This window comes from Vibrio sp. Vb0349 (assembly GCF_033338975.1).
Window position 1 is genome coordinate 106,112 of the sequence record NZ_JAWOTS010000009.1, and the last position, 15,225, is coordinate 121,336.

A 15,225-nucleotide genomic window follows, 5' to 3' on the forward strand; every position below is an offset into this window, starting at 1 on the left:
GGCTCAGCAACGAGGCTAACCTTGAGAGCGATTGCGTAAAGTAAGGATAGAGTTCAAGTTACCTTTACACACACATTCATCGGAGAATCTATGACTTCCAAATTAAGACGAACAAAAATTGTCACTACGCTGGGTCCTTCAACGGATAAGGACAATATACTTGAGGAGATCATCAAAGCCGGTGCAAACGTTGTCCGTATGAATTTTTCACATGGAACCAGTGAAGACCACATTCAACGTGCGAACAAAGTCCGTACCATTGCAGCAAGACTTGGGCGTCAGGTTGCTATTCTTGGTGACTTACAAGGCCCTAAAATCCGTGTATCAACGTTTAAAGACGGCCAAGTCATTTTGAATGTGGGCGATAAATTCACATTAGATAGTGATTTACCAAAAGGTGAAGGCAATAAAGAATCTGTAGGGTTAGATTATAAAGAACTACCGCAAGATGTTTCACCAAATGACATTTTATTACTCGATGATGGACGCGTTCAGCTGCAAGTTACCAAAGTAGAGGGTAATAAAGTTCATACCCGTGTGATTGTCGGTGGTCCACTGTCCAACAATAAAGGGATCAACAAAAAAGGCGGCGGATTGTCAGCCGATGCGCTCACAGAGAAAGATAAAGCCGACATTCTTACCGCCGCAGCAATTCAAGTGGACTACCTTGCTATTTCATTCCCACGTAACGGCGAAGACATGCATTACGCTCGACGCTTAGCCAGAGATGCAGGCCTTGAAGCCATGTTAGTGGCTAAAGTCGAACGAGCAGAAACCGTCGCGACCAATGAGTCTATTGACGCCATTATTCTCGCATCCGATGTAGTGATGGTTGCACGTGGTGACCTTGGTGTAGAAATCGGTGACCCTGAGCTCATAGGTATCCAGAAAAAACTGATTCGCCGCGCACGCAGTTTAAACCGTATCGTGATTACTGCGACACAAATGATGGAATCCATGATTACTAGCCCAATGCCAACGCGTGCTGAAGTGATGGATGTAGCCAATGCGGTTCTAGACGGCACTGACGCGGTGATGCTTTCTGGAGAGACCGCTGCAGGTAAATATCCTGTAGAAACGGTCAAATCCATGGCCGAAGTATGTGTGGGGGCAGAAAAAATGTCGGAGGCAAGTCTATCAACCTATCGCTTAGATAGAACCTTCGAAACCGCTGAAGAAACCATCGCAATGGCAACCATGTACTCTGCGAATCACATGGAAGGAATTAAAGCGATGATCTCGTTAACTGAGTCCGGCAGGACTGCGTTGATGATGTCTCGCTTAAGCTCTGGCTTGCCAATATTTGCCTTATCACGGAATGAATCAACACTAAATCGAGCAGCATTATACCGAGGCGTGACACCTGTATATTTCGAGTCAAAAAGTGATGCGGGTTTACCAACGGCTCAAGCAGCGATTACTAGCCTTAAAGAGCAAGGGTTCTTGCACAAAGGTGATTTAGTCATTATTACTCAAGGCGATGTAATGGATGTTGTTGGCTCAACCAACTGCATGCGCATTCTACAAGCGTAGTCGTTATACCTAACCGGAGTTAACCACAAGAACCCGCAAATAAGGCTCCGAAAATGGAGCCTTATTTATATGCTTTGTATATTGCGCACATCGTGAACGTAAGAAGGTTTATGCACTCTCTCTACCATCAATTTCAACATCCAGCTGGTCATAGAGTTGAACTAGGTTAAACCCAGCTTGAAGCCCAAGTTGATAGTCATGCTCTAGTGACTCTTGGTCACTTAACAAAGAAGAAGAACGAAGTCCCTCTTTAGGCGCAACTTGTAAAATAAAAGTGTCGTCAGGTGGAGCAGATATAAAGGCCTGAGTGAGCTCAAATGTTTGATAATGAATCATCAGCATGTCGGCTAAACCTGAATCAAAATTCTCACCAATCAGATGACTTAAACGATACAAGTTATCGGCACCGAACAACCAACGACCTCCATTTAACAGCATTTTCCCTGCAAGCTTCGATTGATGTGCTGCATTAATTTTTTGTTGGAAGAACGACGCCCAATCCAGCTTCCACTGATTCACTTTTTGCTGCCATGATTGCTGTACTGAGTTGATAGACTCTCGATACCATTCGACAGGCACATCCCCCACTTCACTTTGGGCTCTCGCTTCAATCTCTGAAAACGGCTCTGTGCGAATGACAATAATGTTGCGAGCATTCTGACGCCACGCTTCTTGAACAGGGATAGAGGCAGACACGCCGCCATCAACAAACTTATTGCCATTTACGTCGACAGGTCCGTGGTACAACTTGGGAATCGCACATGTCGCTAGCATAGTGTTAAACCACGAGTCATCCAAGATTGGTAGATATTGATCTGATAGCGTCTCTATATTCGTTACCGCAGCAAACGCTCCTCGTTTTCCCAATGCACTACGACCTAAATCAAGGTCAAGCTTGTATGGGAAATCTTGAATCCGTTCTAATGCCCACTCTAAACCTAAGTACTGCTGCTTTCGGATATAGCGAAACAGATTAAAAAATTCAGGAGACGTTGTCAGCTCGGTAATAAAAGCTTTGCCCATGCCATGTTGACGACACAAGTAAGAACATAAGTTAAGTGCTCCGGAAGAGGTGCCATAGAATTCATCGAAAGGATCGAAGTTGGAAAGTAAAAAGGCGTCTAAAACGCCAGCGGTAAAAATCCCTCTCTGCCCTCCACCTTGCGTGACTAAAGCAGTTTTACCATGCCTAAAGTGCTCATAAACTTTTACATCAAGCTCTGCATGGCTTTCTGTGATTATACCGCTGTTACGTATCATAGGCTCACGCCATTTTGTTAAAACGTTTGGTAAAAGTGGTTATCTTAAGCTGTTGTAATAGCAATGATGCCAAATGACAAAAGCACTGCAAAAACAGTCACCACAATGATTAATGCGGATTTTAGATCGTGTTCCATAAACACCTCCTTAATATGTAACAAATTAATAACACCGGTGTGAAATATGTTCAAGATTTGCTTAATTTAGTCGCGCAATTTTGACTAACCCATCACAATTAGCTTAGTCATAATAAGGAGATAGGGCATGAACCAAAAACTCAGCTGGCTAGTAGGAATCATGATGATGAGTACTGCTATCAATGCACAAGCGAATATCATCGTTACACCATACATAGGCTATACAGGAGGCGGCCAAGTAGAGGATGAAAGTGGTAATAAATACGATCTCGACCCCGCAGTGAATTACGCTCTTTCAGTCGAGACTCCCTTAGAAAAAGGAAGGATCGGATTGTTTTACTCCAATCAATCGACGGAACTTGAAAAGCTGTCCAACTCGGCAGATATCCATTATCTGCACTTCCAAAGCAGCATGTACTATCCTGTCGCAGAAAATTGGCAAACCTATATCGGTGTAGGTTTGGGCGCTTCTTATGCCGATGTGGATTGGGTAGACAAAAAATACGGATTTTCGGCTAGCGCTTTTGCAGGGCTGGAATATGAATTTTCAAAGAACTTTGCGTTAACAGCCCAACTGAGATGGTTAGGAACGGTCGTTGATAACGATACATCTGGCGCCTGTACTCTACCTAATGACGGCTCAAACTGTATCATTAAGTTCGATACTGATTGGATGAACCAATTCCAATCAAATGTTGGTTTTAGTTTCCGCTTCTAATTTTTATGCATGTTCCTCTGTAGGGCTCGTCACAAAGAACGCTGAACGAGTCCTGCACAGAGCCGATAAAGGACATCGTCTAAACACCATTGTTTGGCAAAGTAACGAAGCATCATCTAGATAGGTGCACAAAAGATAGCCGTACGCCCTAATTCATCAAAATAGTCTTAAACACCAAAGCAATTATTAGATCCCAGTTATTTATTCCAGACAAACAACCAACCACCCACACAAAACCACAATCAAACTCAAATTTAACAAGATTAAAACCAGACAACGCATCTGAATTAACATTTAGATTCTATTGCGCTAAGTATTATTAGAAGTTAGTCTGATCAGTGAAAACAGATAAATATTTCAGTTTTATCAAACACACATCAAAATTTTAAGATTAATAATCTACTTTCTCTTACAGTAGCCAGAATATAGCTCTATAAAATTATAAAAAGTTAGAATTAAGGATAGAAAAGCTGATGGATAACAGCGGTCCTTTCTTCCAACTGTTTGCGCAATTATTACTGTGTTACGTAGAGAGCTTCATTCCTCAGGGAGTCTTATAGGAGTCAAATATGAAGCGAGAACAATGGGGATCCCGGGCGGGATTCATCTTAGCAGCAGTTGGGTCTGCTATCGGTTTGGGAAACATTTGGCGTTTCCCATACATGGCCTATGAAAACGGTGGCGGCGCATTTTTTATTCCTTACATTTTTGCCATGATCACTGCCGGTATTCCATTTATGATCCTTGAGTTCAGTATGGGACAAAAATACCGAGGCTCGGCACCAAAAACACTTGCGAAAATTCATTCTAAATTTGAATGGCTTGGTTGGTTCCAAGTTGGTGTGGCTGCAGTTATTGCCGTTTACTATGTGGCTGTTATCGGTTGGTCGATTTCTTACTTTGGGTTGTCGTTTACTCAAGGTTGGGGAACCGATACCAACGCATTTTTCTTTAGTGAATACCTAAAGCTAGGTGACAACTCACCAACAGACTTAGGCAGTATTCAATGGAAGATTGCTTTATCCATGGTAATTGCTTGGGCAATTACTTACACCGCTATTGCCAAAGGCGTGAAATCAGGAATTGAACGAGCATCTAAAATTATGATGCCAATCCTATTCTTGATGGTGATTTTCTTAATCGGACGTATGATTTTCTTGCCAGGAGCTCTAGATGGCGTGAACTACATGTTCGAACCCGATTTCAGCAAAATTTGGGATGTGAAAGTATGGGCAGCGGCATATGGTCAGATCTTCTTTACGCTAAGTATCGGCTTCGCCATCATGCTAGCTTACTCTAGCTACCTACCAGAAAAGTCGGACATAACGAATAACGCGTTTATGACCGTGTTGATCAACTGTGGCTTCTCGATCCTAGCCGGCATCATGATCTTCTCAGTATTGGGTTACATGGCTCAAGAGCAAGGTAAGCCGTTAACAGAGGTGGTATCTGCAGGCGTTGGCTTGGCTTTTGTTACTTTACCTGCGGCAATTAACCTACTACCTGCTCCATATATTCTTGGTCCACTGTTCTTCTTTGCACTGGTGGTTGCTGGTCTAAGTTCGCATATTTCAATTATGGAAGCCGTAACTTCAGCCATTATCGACAAGCTGAAGTGGAGCCGTAAAAAAGCTGCAAATGTTGTGATTGGTATTGGCTTCGTTGTCTCTATGGCGTTTGCTACCAATGGCGGTCTGCTGCTACTCGATCTAGTAGACCACTTTGCAAACAACGTTGGCATCATGGTTGGTGGTCTGGTTGAGATTGTCTTGATGGCGTGGCTATTGAAGCGCGTGCCAGAAGTACGTAATTACGTTAACGAGCGCTCTGATTTCTCCGTTGGTCAATGGTTCGAGATCTGCTTACGCTTCGTTACACCAATCATGCTCGCCATTATCTTAGCGACCAAGCTATACGCCCTAACTACTGAAGGCTACGGTGGCTATGATCTAACTTTAGGCTGGGCACTTATCGCCGCACTCTTTATCTTTGGTCTAGTGATCAACGCAGTGAACCGCAAGGAGACAGCAAAATGACAATCAGCGCAATTATTATGATGGTTATTGGTTTAGGTATCACTTGGGGCGGCGCTGCCGTTTGCATTAAGCGAGCCATGGATAAACAATAGAACGTTAAGTTCCATACAAAAAAACGCCGGTAGTTACCGGCGTTTTTTTATACATACATTAGTTCAATTCTAGAAACTGTACTTGATGCCAACGGCGCCGCCAAGTTGCAAGTCAGCACCTTTGTAAAGATCTAGCTCTGGGTGTATTTGGCCATAAAGGTCCCAGCCGCGTGATAAATCCCAGTTCACACCAAGTGGTACTCTCACACCAAACTCGTCATCCCATTCATACCAGCCACCAACGCCGACATACCAAGTCACAGGCATGTTTTGATCGAATGTTCCACGCTTAGCGATGTAATCAAACGCCATACCATCGTTTCCGATAATGCCACGATATTTGTTATCTAACTCTACAACAACACTTAATTGTTGATCGACAGCCATACCAACTGATAGATCCGTTGGTTCGCTTGCCGCCATTGCCGTACTAGAAACTAGTCCCAAAACTAAAATGAATTTGTTCTTCATACACGTTATCAATTATTCAAAAAAACATTATTCGCTATTCAAACATAATGGCATATCAATATGTCAACGATGGGTAAGCTCGATGTATGAAAAAGCTGACAAAAGTAAAGATGAGTTTAGGATCACACTAAAAAGGAACTGTCAGTTAATAAAATAGGAACTAAAAAAGGAGGCCGAAGCCTCCTTTTATGCATTACTATGAATGACTGCGATTAACCGTGGTTACGAATCCACTCATCCATTTCAGTTTTTAGGTTATCAGACTTAGTACCGAAGATAGCCTGTACACCACCAGCTACAACTACAACACCAGCAGCGCCTAGTTGTTTTAGCTTGTCTTGGTCAACAGCTGCTGTATCTGCAACTGCTACACGTAGACGTGTGATACATGCATCTAGACCAGTAATGTTAGCTTTACCGCCAAACGCTGCAACCAGTTCACCGCCCATATCAGAGCCAGAAGTTACAGCTGCACTTTCCGTTTCATCTTCACGGCCAGGTGTTTTTAGGTCAAGCGCTGTGATTACACCACGGAACACTACGTAGTAAATTACTGCGTAAACTAGACCAACGGCAATCATTAGCACCATCTTCTGAGCGTTACCAGATAGAACTAGGAAGTCGATCAGACCGTGAGAGAAAGAAGTACCGTGTACAAAGCCTAGAGTGTTCGAAACGATGTATGCAGAACCAGCTAGTAGAGCGTGGATACCGTATAGTAGTGGAGCAACGAATAGGAATGAGAATTCGATTGGCTCAGTAATACCAGTTAGGAATGAAGTCAGTGCAGCTGACGCCATGATACCCATTACTTTTGCACGGTTTTCTGGTTTAGCACAATGAGCAATTGCGATTGCTGCAGCTGGTAGACCGAACATCTTGAACATGTAACCACCCGCTAGCTGACCGAAGCCATTACCAGCAGCACGAGATGCTTCATCAGCAACTAGGTAACAAGTTAGTACACCATTTTGAGCTTCACCGGCAGCGTTAACACAAGAACCTGCTTCGAAGAAGAACGGTACGTTCCATACGTGGTGTAGACCGAATGGGATTAGAGAACGCTCAACAACACCGTAGATACCGAATGCTAGCTGTGGGTTTTGGTGTGCAGCCCAATCAGAGAATGCAGAAATTGCACCGCCAATTGGTGGCCAGATAACAGAAAGGATAACACCTAGGATGATCGCAGCAAAACCAGTGATGATTGGCACTGCGCGCTTACCAGCGAAGAAGCCAAGGTACTCTGGAAGTTGGATTTTGAAGAAACGGTTGAATGCCCAAGCAGCCACACCACCGACAAGGATACCACCTAGTACACCTGTATCGATTTTCTCAACACCCATAACGCCCGCCATTACACCTAGCGTTGCCGTCATGATGCCGTAACCAACGATAGCTGCAAGACCTGCAACACCGTCGTTGTTAGTGAAGCCTAGAGCTACACCTACTGCAAATAGAAGTGCCATTTGGCCGAATACTGAACCACCAGCTTGTTCCATAAGATTAGAAACGATCTCTGGAATAAAGCTTAGATGGGCAGCACCCACACCTAATAAAATACCTGCAACTGGTAAAACTGATACTGGAAGCATCAGAGCCTTACCAACTTTTTGCAGGTTAGCAAAAAGGTTCTTAAACATGTTTATGCTCCTGATAAATTTATAAGTATTATTTGGGCACTAACGGCACACCCCCGTAGCCTAAAGGTTAGCACCCAATGAAAATGTAACCACAACTGCATTATATTTTCCGGCTCTAAATATATATTGATGACCCTCAAACTTTCCACACAGTTACGAAATTTAGTTTCAAAACAAGTCTTGGATCACACCCAAAAACAGCCGATGAAAAGGTTTGCATTGCACTTATATTACTGTTTTATAAAGAATTAATTATTTATATAATTAATTTTAAGGCGTAAATAAAATACGCCTCAATGTTATTTTTAGTAACAAAATTACATTTGTGATTTTTGAATGTTATTAAATCAACATTTTTAGTAAACATTAAACTCGTGAGCGTATCTGTTGTTTTTATCAACAAAAAAGGAGCCTAAGCTCCTTTTTTATGCTCTTATTATTTTTTCATCGCAAAAAAAGATTTCGGAAGTTTTCGGTGGTTTTTTGTGCCACTTCAGAAAGAGAGCACGATTTGAGTTGCGCAATATAAGAAGCGACTTCGACAACATAAGCGGGTTGATTCTCTTTGCCACGATGAGGGACAGGAGCCAAGTAAGGAGAATCTGTCTCAATAAGAAGCTTCTCTAAAGGTAGAGTCTTCACCACTTCTTTTAACTCTGTAGCTTGACGGAAAGTAACAATCCCCGAGATAGAAATATAAAACCCCAGCTCCAGTGCAGCTTCAGCAAATGGAAGATCTTCTGTAAAACAGTGGATAACACCACCACATTTCTCTGCCCCACCCTTACGCAAAATATCAAGAGTATCCGCACGTGCGTTTCTGGTATGGATAATTAAAGGTTTGTTGAGCTCCACTGCAAGATCAACGTGTTGCTCAAAGCGCTCTTTCTGTAACGCGGCCGTTTCGGGCTTGTAATGATAATCTAAACCCGTTTCGCCAATAGCGACGACTTTTGCATTCGACGCATGGTGGCGCAATACGTCCATCGAAAAGTCGCTTTCAACATCAAGTGGATGCACACCGCACGAAGCATAAACATTGTCATAAGGCTCGATCATTTCCATCATTTTCGGGAAAGAATCCAGCGTTACTCCAACAGAAAGTAGCTCAGTTACGTTTGCTTGTTTAGCTTTGTTAATAACGTCTTCCACATTGATGTGGAGATCGTCGTAATTCAATTTGTCTAAATGACAATGAGAATCTACGAACATAATGCCTCTCGTGATTCAATTAACCAATTCATTGATAGTAGCTCAAGGTTCAGGCCAGGAAAGGCTTGCACCTGAGCTTTCAGGTTCATCAGCGCCTTCGCTGATGAGTACAAACCGTTATAGTTGTCCGGTTGAAACTTTGTCGCGCCCGGAAGCATTTGAGCTTCTGATACACCAAACTGCGCTTTCTGAGCATCTGTCAGTAAATACCATGCCCAGTCTAGTGATTGCTCTGAGTGTTTAGCGATTAAAGAAGCACACTCAGAAACGTCTGAAACAGGAGAAGACATTGCCTTAATAAAACTGCGTTCAAAAGCCAAGTAAGCTTCGAGATCACCATTATTTAACGCATCCAATGTTTTTATTGGAGAGCCCATATTCAGTTTTAAGGCATAAGCAGGAACTTGCTTCGCCCCTTGTTCGTGCATCCATTGCATTGCTTGTTCCGCTGACGGAGGCGCAACAACCCAGTGTTGGCAACGGCTACGAATCGTTGGGAGCAGACGCTCCTGATTGTGGGTAACGAGCAAAAACAAGCACTTTTCCCCAGGCTCTTCTAGCGTCTTTAACAGCGCATTCGATGCCGACTCGTTCATAGAGTCCGCCGGTTCTATTACAAATAGGCGGTAACCATTAAGCTGAGATGATTCCTGAGCAAGACGGTTACAAGCGCGAATTTGGTCCACCGTTATCGCCTTTCCTTCTTTCTCTGGCTTGATCCAGTGTAAATCAGGGTGGTTTTGAGATTGATTTAGCTGGCAGCTATGACAAAAACCGCATGCTTCACTCGCGTAATTTTGGCAAAGAAGTGCTTGGCTAAAAAACTCGATAAGTTTTTCGATGCCCAAGCCCTGCTCGCTTTGTAATAAAAGCGCACCTGGTATTCTGTCCGACTCTAACCCTACTTTGAGGTTATCCCATATTGGCTGTAGCCATGGATAATCATTTAACATGAGTCACCTAAATTTACGTTTCACTTATTGACGAGCTAGCCACTCGTTTAGAGCGTCCCGAATATCACGCGACACGCCTTCAATCGTCTGTTCTGCGTTAATGATAACGACGGAAGGATCGGCATGAGCAATCTCCAAATAACGCTCACGTGTACGCTCGAAGAAACTAATATCCATCTTCTCTATACGATCTAACTCACCACGCCCACGCGCACGCTCAAGCCCAACACGAGGGTCAATATCCATATAGAGAGTGAGAGCAGGTTTAAAATCACCAAGCGTTGTATCCCGGAGATTTTTCATTAACGATGCGTCAATCTGACGGCCACCACCTTGATAAGCTTGCGACGACATATCGTGTCGGTCACCAACCACCCACTGACCGTTTTCCAAAGCTGGTTTGATCACGTTCTCAACCAACTGAACGCGTGCAGCGTACAGAAGAAGCAACTCCGTCATGTCCTTAAGTTCTTCGCCTTCGTGCTCTTCTTTCACCAGAGCACGCATTTTTTCTGCTAGCGGTGTGCCTCCTGGCTCACGGGTATTTACGATATCCTCAATACCGGCCGCTTTTAGCGTATCTAAAACGGTTTTAATCGCAGTGCTTTTACCCGCGCCTTCTAGGCCTTCAACGACAATAAAGTTTGCTTTCATCATTTGTTCTTTCTTAGTTCTCTTAAATAGGCACGAACAGCACGGTTGTGCTCAGCAAGGGATTTCGAAAATACATGTCCGCCCTTTCCACTTGCTACAAAATATAAATAGTTGCTGCTTTCTGGATTCAAAGCCGCTTCAATGGAAGCTTCACCAGCCATCGCAATCGGTGTTGGTGGCAAACCATTGATGGTATAGGTGTTATATGGTGTCGGCGTACGCAAATCTTTCTTACGAATGTTGCCATCGTAGGCGTCACCCATACCATAAATAACTGTCGGATCAGTTTGTAACCGCATGCGTTTGTTCAATCGGTTGATAAACACAGAAGCGACGCGCTCACGCTCAGAATCAATAGCCGTCTCTTTCTCGATGATAGACGCGAGAATCAAGGCTTCATATTTGTCCTGTAATGGCAGCTTTTCTTGACGAGCTTCCCAGTTAGCATCCAGTATTTTATTGAGTTTTCGATGCGCTCGTTTTAATAACTGGCTTTCACTCGCACCCGCTGTGTAATGGTAGGTTTCTGCTAAAAACAACCCTTCTAGCTTTTCTCTCTCAATTCCGAGCTTCGCAGCCATTTCTTTTTCTGAAAGATCGGTTAAATCATGCTTTAAATAAGGAGCACTTTTTAGTTGATCTACCCATTCAGAAAAGCGGCTGCCTTCAACAAAAGTGATCGCAAACTGGTATTCTTTTCCAGTATTCAGATGCTCCAATGTTTGCGAAAGTGACATACCAGGCTCAAGTTGGTAAGTACCCGCTCGCACTTGCAACAATTCTGGATATAAGTGAGGAATTAAACGGATGTACTCCGATGTTTCAATCACCTCATCTTCAACTAAGGCGCGCATGACATGATGAAAGCTTGTACCACTTTCTACAGTAAACAGCTGAGGTTGTTCCAATAGAATAGGCTTTTCAACGTATTGTTTAGCCTGTGAAATTATATAAAAAACAGCTGCTGCGCCTATCACTGCGATCAGCACAACAAAAGCCAACAGTTTTTTAATCACGTAGTTAAATTCCCTTGCAGTCGTTGAGTCAATTTTCCTATCGGAAATATAGTCTTAGAGTTCGATGTCACTATGCTGCGAATAGGTGCGACACCTAATATTGAGTTACACATGAAAGCCTCGTCAGCACTCAGCAAATCTGGAAGTATAAAACGCCCCTCGATGACTTCAATATGACTTACTTTAAGTAACTCAAGCACCTTACGACGCATTACGCCCGTAACGCCTGATAAGGTCAGCTCCGGCGTAAATACTTTATTACCTTTAACCCAAAAAAGGTTGGCCATTGTAGTTTCAATGACATGGTTTTGCACATTTAACGTTATTGCATCTGCAAACTCGGTATCGTCGATTTCAGCCTTGGCGAGAATCTGCTCTAAACGGTTGTTGTGCTTATGTCCCGCAAGTAAAGGTTGAATCCCTAGACGAGTATTACAAACGCCCAAGTCCACACCTTGTTCTTGCCAAGATGAATAATGAGAAGGAAACGCAAAATTGGAAATCGTCACGATAGGGCCTTTAATCCCATTAGGGCTATACCCTCGCCCGCCAATACCGCGGCTAACGTGAATCTTCACCCCCGCTCGTGCGTCAGATAAAACCGCTTTGCTTGCCCAATCATGCACAACTTTCCAGTCAGGTGAAGAGATCTTCAAAGCGTCAAGGCAAGCACTCATGCGCTCAGTATGTTCTTGCCAGTAAACCAACTCTCCATTTTGGGTCAGGATGGTGGTAAAGCCTCCATCACCGTATTGGAATGAGCGATCACCTAGCTCTACATGCGTTTGCGGAACTCCATTTACCCAAAACATTCACGTACCTTCAAATTAGCAGACAACAAATAAAACAAAACGGCTCAATGCTAAGCATCGAGCCGTTAGAATACAAGTTTCGCTTATCTAAATTAGGTTAGATAGTGTTACTCAGCGAACTTCTTGAAGATCAAAGAACCGTTTGTACCACCAAAGCCAAACGAGTTACAGATAGCGTACTCCATACCTTCAACTTTGCGCGCGGTATGCGGCACAAGGTCGATGTCTAGACCTTCTTCTGGATCATCAAGGTTAATGGTTGGCGGAACAATTTGGTCAACCAAAGACATAACCGTGATAATTGCTTCAACAGAGCCAGCAGCACCTAATAGGTGACCCGTCATAGACTTAGTTGAAGACACAAGAACTTGCTTCGCACCTTCTTCACCAAGAGCACGTTTCACGCCCTTGATTTCTGCAACATCACCAGCAGGAGTAGAAGTACCGTGAGCATTCACATAACCTACTTGAGTACCTGTGATGTTAGCGTCACGCATCGCCGCTTCCATCGCAAGTGCACCACCAGAGCCGTCTTCGCTTGGAGATGTCATGTGGTAAGCATCACCAGACATACCAAAACCAACCAGTTCTGCGTAAATCTTCGCGCCACGTGCTTTCGCGTGTTCGTACTCTTCAAGCACCATCATGCCAGCACCATCACCTAGAACAAAACCATCACGGCCTTTATCCCATGGGCGAGACGCTTTTTGAGGCTCGTCATTACGAGTAGATAGCGCTTTAGCTGCACCGAAGCCAGCCATGCCAAGAGGCGTAGAAGCTTTTTCTGCACCACCAGCAACCATCGCATCTGCATCGCCGTAGGCAATCATACGTGCTGCATGGCCGATATTATGCAAGCCAGTAGTACATGCGGTAGAAATCGCGATATTTGGACCACGAAGACCACGCATGATAGATAGGTTACCTGCAACCATGTTTACAATGGTCGAAGGAACAAAAAATGGGCTAACTTTGCGAGGGCCTTTGTCTACTAATGCAGTATGGCCAGTTTCGATAAGGTCAAGACCGCCAATGCCTGAGCCGATAGCAACACCAACTCGAGCCGCATTTTCTTCGGTAATTTGTAAGCCAGAGTTATCAAGAGCTTGAATACCCGCTGCAATGCCGTACTGGATGAAAAGGTCCATCTTACGAGCATCTTTTTTAGACATGTACTCTGTGCAATCGAAATCTTTAACAAGACCTGCAAAACGAGTTGAGAAGTTCGTAGTATCAAAGTGCTCGATATTTACGATACCACTTTGACCTTCTAGCAGGGCTTTCCAAGATGATTCTACTGTGTTGCCTACCGGTGACAACATACCCATGCCAGTGACAACTACACGACGCTTGGACACGATATAATTCTCCGGGAATTGAATATTTCTATGAGAGGATAGAAGAAGTTAGAAAGAACACAGGCGGTCTAGGAGACCGCCTGGGAGAGCTAATTACTGAGCGCTGTTTACGTAGTCGATTGCAGCTTGAACAGTAGTGATCTTCTCAGCTTCTTCGTCAGGAATCTCAGTGTCGAATTCCTCTTCTAGAGCCATAACTAGTTCTACAGTGTCTAGAGAATCAGCACCTAGATCGTCAACGAAAGAAGCTTCGTTTTTAACTTCTGCTTCGTCTACACCTAGCTGTTCAACAATGATTTTCTTTACGCGTTCTTCGATGTTGCTCATTTTTCTTTTCCTTTACAGATTTCGCCTAATGCGATGATTCCGTAGTTTATTCGAACTATTGAAAGTTGCAAGGGGGTCCTTGCTGGTCAAACCACAAAATTAGCGAATTTAACCGAATTTCAATACATTTTTGACTTAAATCATGCACAAATCTTGCGCATAAGCATGACAAGTTCATGACAGTTAACTGCAACTATAGGCTATTTTTCACAATGTAAAATAGCTTATTTTGCATAAACTGTCGCATTAAACCATGTACATGCCACCATTTACATGCAAAGTTTCACCAGTAATGTACGCGGCTTCAGGAGAAGCAAGGAAAACTACTGCTGATGCAATTTCACGTGGGTCACCTAAACGACCTGCTGGCACGTTCGACAAAGTTGCCGCACGTTGGTCATCATTTAGCGCCTTAGTCATGTCAGTTTCGATGAAACCAGGAGCAACAGTGTTCACTGTTACACCACGAGACGCAACTTCACGAGCCATTGATTTAGTAAAACCAATCACGCCCGCTTTCGCTGCTGCGTAGTTAGTTTGACCAGCATTACCCATGGTACCAACAACAGAGCCTACGTTGATGATACGACCCGCACGTTTTTTCATCATACCGCGTAAAACCGCTTTAGACATGCGGTAGATAGGCGTTAGGTTGGTATCGATGATGTCGTTCCACTCATCATCTTTCATGCGCATCAATAGGTTGTCACGAGTAATACCAGCGTTATTCACCAGAATATCGATCACACCAAATTCTTCGTTGATCGTTTTTAATGTCGCTTCGATAGACTCGACATCAGTCACGTTAAGCGCTAAGCCTTTACCGTTATCACCAAGATACTCGCTGATAGCAGCCGCACCACTTTCAGAAGTAGCAGTACCGATAACCGTAGCACCTCGCTCGACAAGAAGTTCCGCGATCGCGCGGCCAATACCACGGCTTGCGCCGGTAACTAGCGCGATCTTACCTTCTAGATTCATCATGTTGTGTTTCCTTTTCTTA

General features: G+C 43.8%; 16 protein-coding genes. 4 read left to right on the forward strand and 12 right to left on the reverse strand.

The features are described 5' to 3' along the window. Positions 1–90 precede the first annotated feature (90 nt). Positions 91–1,533, forward strand: coding sequence for a pyruvate kinase (gene pyk / locus R7Q47_RS12530; RefSeq protein WP_318089088.1), 1,443 nt, complete (start codon positions 91–93; stop codon positions 1,531–1,533). A gap of 108 nt (positions 1,534–1,641) precedes the next feature. Here pyk and R7Q47_RS12535 read toward each other — a convergent pair whose 3' ends face one another. Then, positions 1,642–2,793, reverse strand: a complete 1,152-nt coding sequence (locus tag R7Q47_RS12535) for a patatin family protein (RefSeq protein WP_318089090.1) — start codon at positions 2,791–2,793, stop codon at positions 1,642–1,644. Between the two features lie 44 nt (positions 2,794–2,837). Further along, a complete protein-coding gene (locus R7Q47_RS12540) occupies positions 2,838–2,930 on the reverse strand; it encodes a YnhF family membrane protein (RefSeq protein WP_005372970.1) in 93 nt (30 codons plus the stop codon). 127 nt (positions 2,931–3,057) lie between these two features. Between R7Q47_RS12540 and R7Q47_RS12545 the strand changes: the two genes are divergently transcribed. The 3 genes from R7Q47_RS12545 to R7Q47_RS12555 all read left to right on the forward strand — a co-directional run bounded on the left by R7Q47_RS12545 (position 3,058) and on the right by R7Q47_RS12555 (position 5,776). After that, positions 3,058–3,648, forward strand: a complete 591-nt coding sequence (locus R7Q47_RS12545) for an outer membrane protein (RefSeq protein ID WP_053306612.1) — start codon at positions 3,058–3,060, stop codon at positions 3,646–3,648. A 569-nt stretch (positions 3,649–4,217) separates the two neighbouring features. Continuing rightward, a complete protein-coding gene (locus R7Q47_RS12550; RefSeq protein ID WP_054574792.1) occupies positions 4,218–5,684 on the forward strand; it encodes a sodium-dependent transporter in 1,467 nt (488 codons plus the stop codon). Beyond that, the gene (locus R7Q47_RS12555) at positions 5,681–5,776 is read left to right on the forward strand and encodes a MetS family NSS transporter small subunit (protein ID WP_005372963.1); all 96 of its coding nucleotides are present in this window, start codon (positions 5,681–5,683) and stop codon (positions 5,774–5,776) included. The genes R7Q47_RS12550 and R7Q47_RS12555 overlap by 4 nt, the downstream gene beginning before the upstream one ends. A 69-nt stretch (positions 5,777–5,845) precedes the next feature. Here the strand turns inward: R7Q47_RS12555 and R7Q47_RS12560 are convergent, their stop codons facing one another. The 10 genes from R7Q47_RS12560 to fabG all read right to left on the reverse strand — a co-directional run bounded on the left by R7Q47_RS12560 (position 5,846) and on the right by fabG (position 15,203). Next, a complete protein-coding gene (locus R7Q47_RS12560; protein ID WP_005372960.1) occupies positions 5,846–6,247 on the reverse strand; it encodes a hypothetical protein in 402 nt (133 codons plus the stop codon). A 212-nt stretch (positions 6,248–6,459) separates the two neighbouring features. Next, positions 6,460–7,890: a PTS glucose transporter subunit IIBC gene (gene ptsG, locus R7Q47_RS12565; RefSeq protein WP_005372959.1), complete on the reverse strand. Its 1,431-nt coding sequence runs from the start codon at positions 7,888–7,890 to the stop codon at positions 6,460–6,462. Positions 7,891–8,334: 444 nt separating this feature from the next. Then, the gene (locus tag R7Q47_RS12570) at positions 8,335–9,102 is read right to left on the reverse strand and encodes a TatD family hydrolase (RefSeq protein ID WP_005372957.1); all 768 of its coding nucleotides are present in this window, start codon (positions 9,100–9,102) and stop codon (positions 8,335–8,337) included. Beyond that, entirely contained in the window at positions 9,093–10,055 is a 963-nt protein-coding gene (locus R7Q47_RS12575; RefSeq protein ID WP_213874800.1) for a DNA polymerase III subunit delta', read from the reverse strand. Before R7Q47_RS12575 ends, R7Q47_RS12570 begins: the two co-directional genes overlap by 10 nt. A gap of 24 nt (positions 10,056–10,079) precedes the next feature. Beyond that, a complete protein-coding gene (tmk, locus tag R7Q47_RS12580) occupies positions 10,080–10,712 on the reverse strand; it encodes a dTMP kinase (RefSeq protein WP_172563541.1) in 633 nt (210 codons plus the stop codon). Continuing rightward, the gene (mltG, locus tag R7Q47_RS12585) at positions 10,709–11,725 is read right to left on the reverse strand and encodes an endolytic transglycosylase MltG (RefSeq protein WP_025767224.1); all 1,017 of its coding nucleotides are present in this window, start codon (positions 11,723–11,725) and stop codon (positions 10,709–10,711) included. Before mltG ends, tmk begins: the two co-directional genes overlap by 4 nt. Beyond that, positions 11,722–12,537, reverse strand: coding sequence for an aminodeoxychorismate lyase (gene pabC / locus R7Q47_RS12590; RefSeq protein ID WP_167415352.1), 816 nt, complete (start codon positions 12,535–12,537; stop codon positions 11,722–11,724). Before pabC ends, mltG begins: the two co-directional genes overlap by 4 nt. A 107-nt stretch (positions 12,538–12,644) precedes the next feature. After that, positions 12,645–13,895: a beta-ketoacyl-ACP synthase II gene (gene fabF / locus R7Q47_RS12595; RefSeq protein WP_033905745.1), complete on the reverse strand. Its 1,251-nt coding sequence runs from the start codon at positions 13,893–13,895 to the stop codon at positions 12,645–12,647. 93 nt (positions 13,896–13,988) lie between these two features. Further along, positions 13,989–14,222, reverse strand: a complete 234-nt coding sequence (gene acpP / locus R7Q47_RS12600; RefSeq protein WP_004406112.1) for an acyl carrier protein — start codon at positions 14,220–14,222, stop codon at positions 13,989–13,991. Positions 14,223–14,468: 246 nt separating this feature from the next. Beyond that, entirely contained in the window at positions 14,469–15,203 is a 735-nt protein-coding gene (gene fabG, locus R7Q47_RS12605; RefSeq protein ID WP_031781117.1) for a 3-oxoacyl-ACP reductase FabG, read from the reverse strand. Positions 15,204–15,225 lie beyond the last annotated feature (22 nt).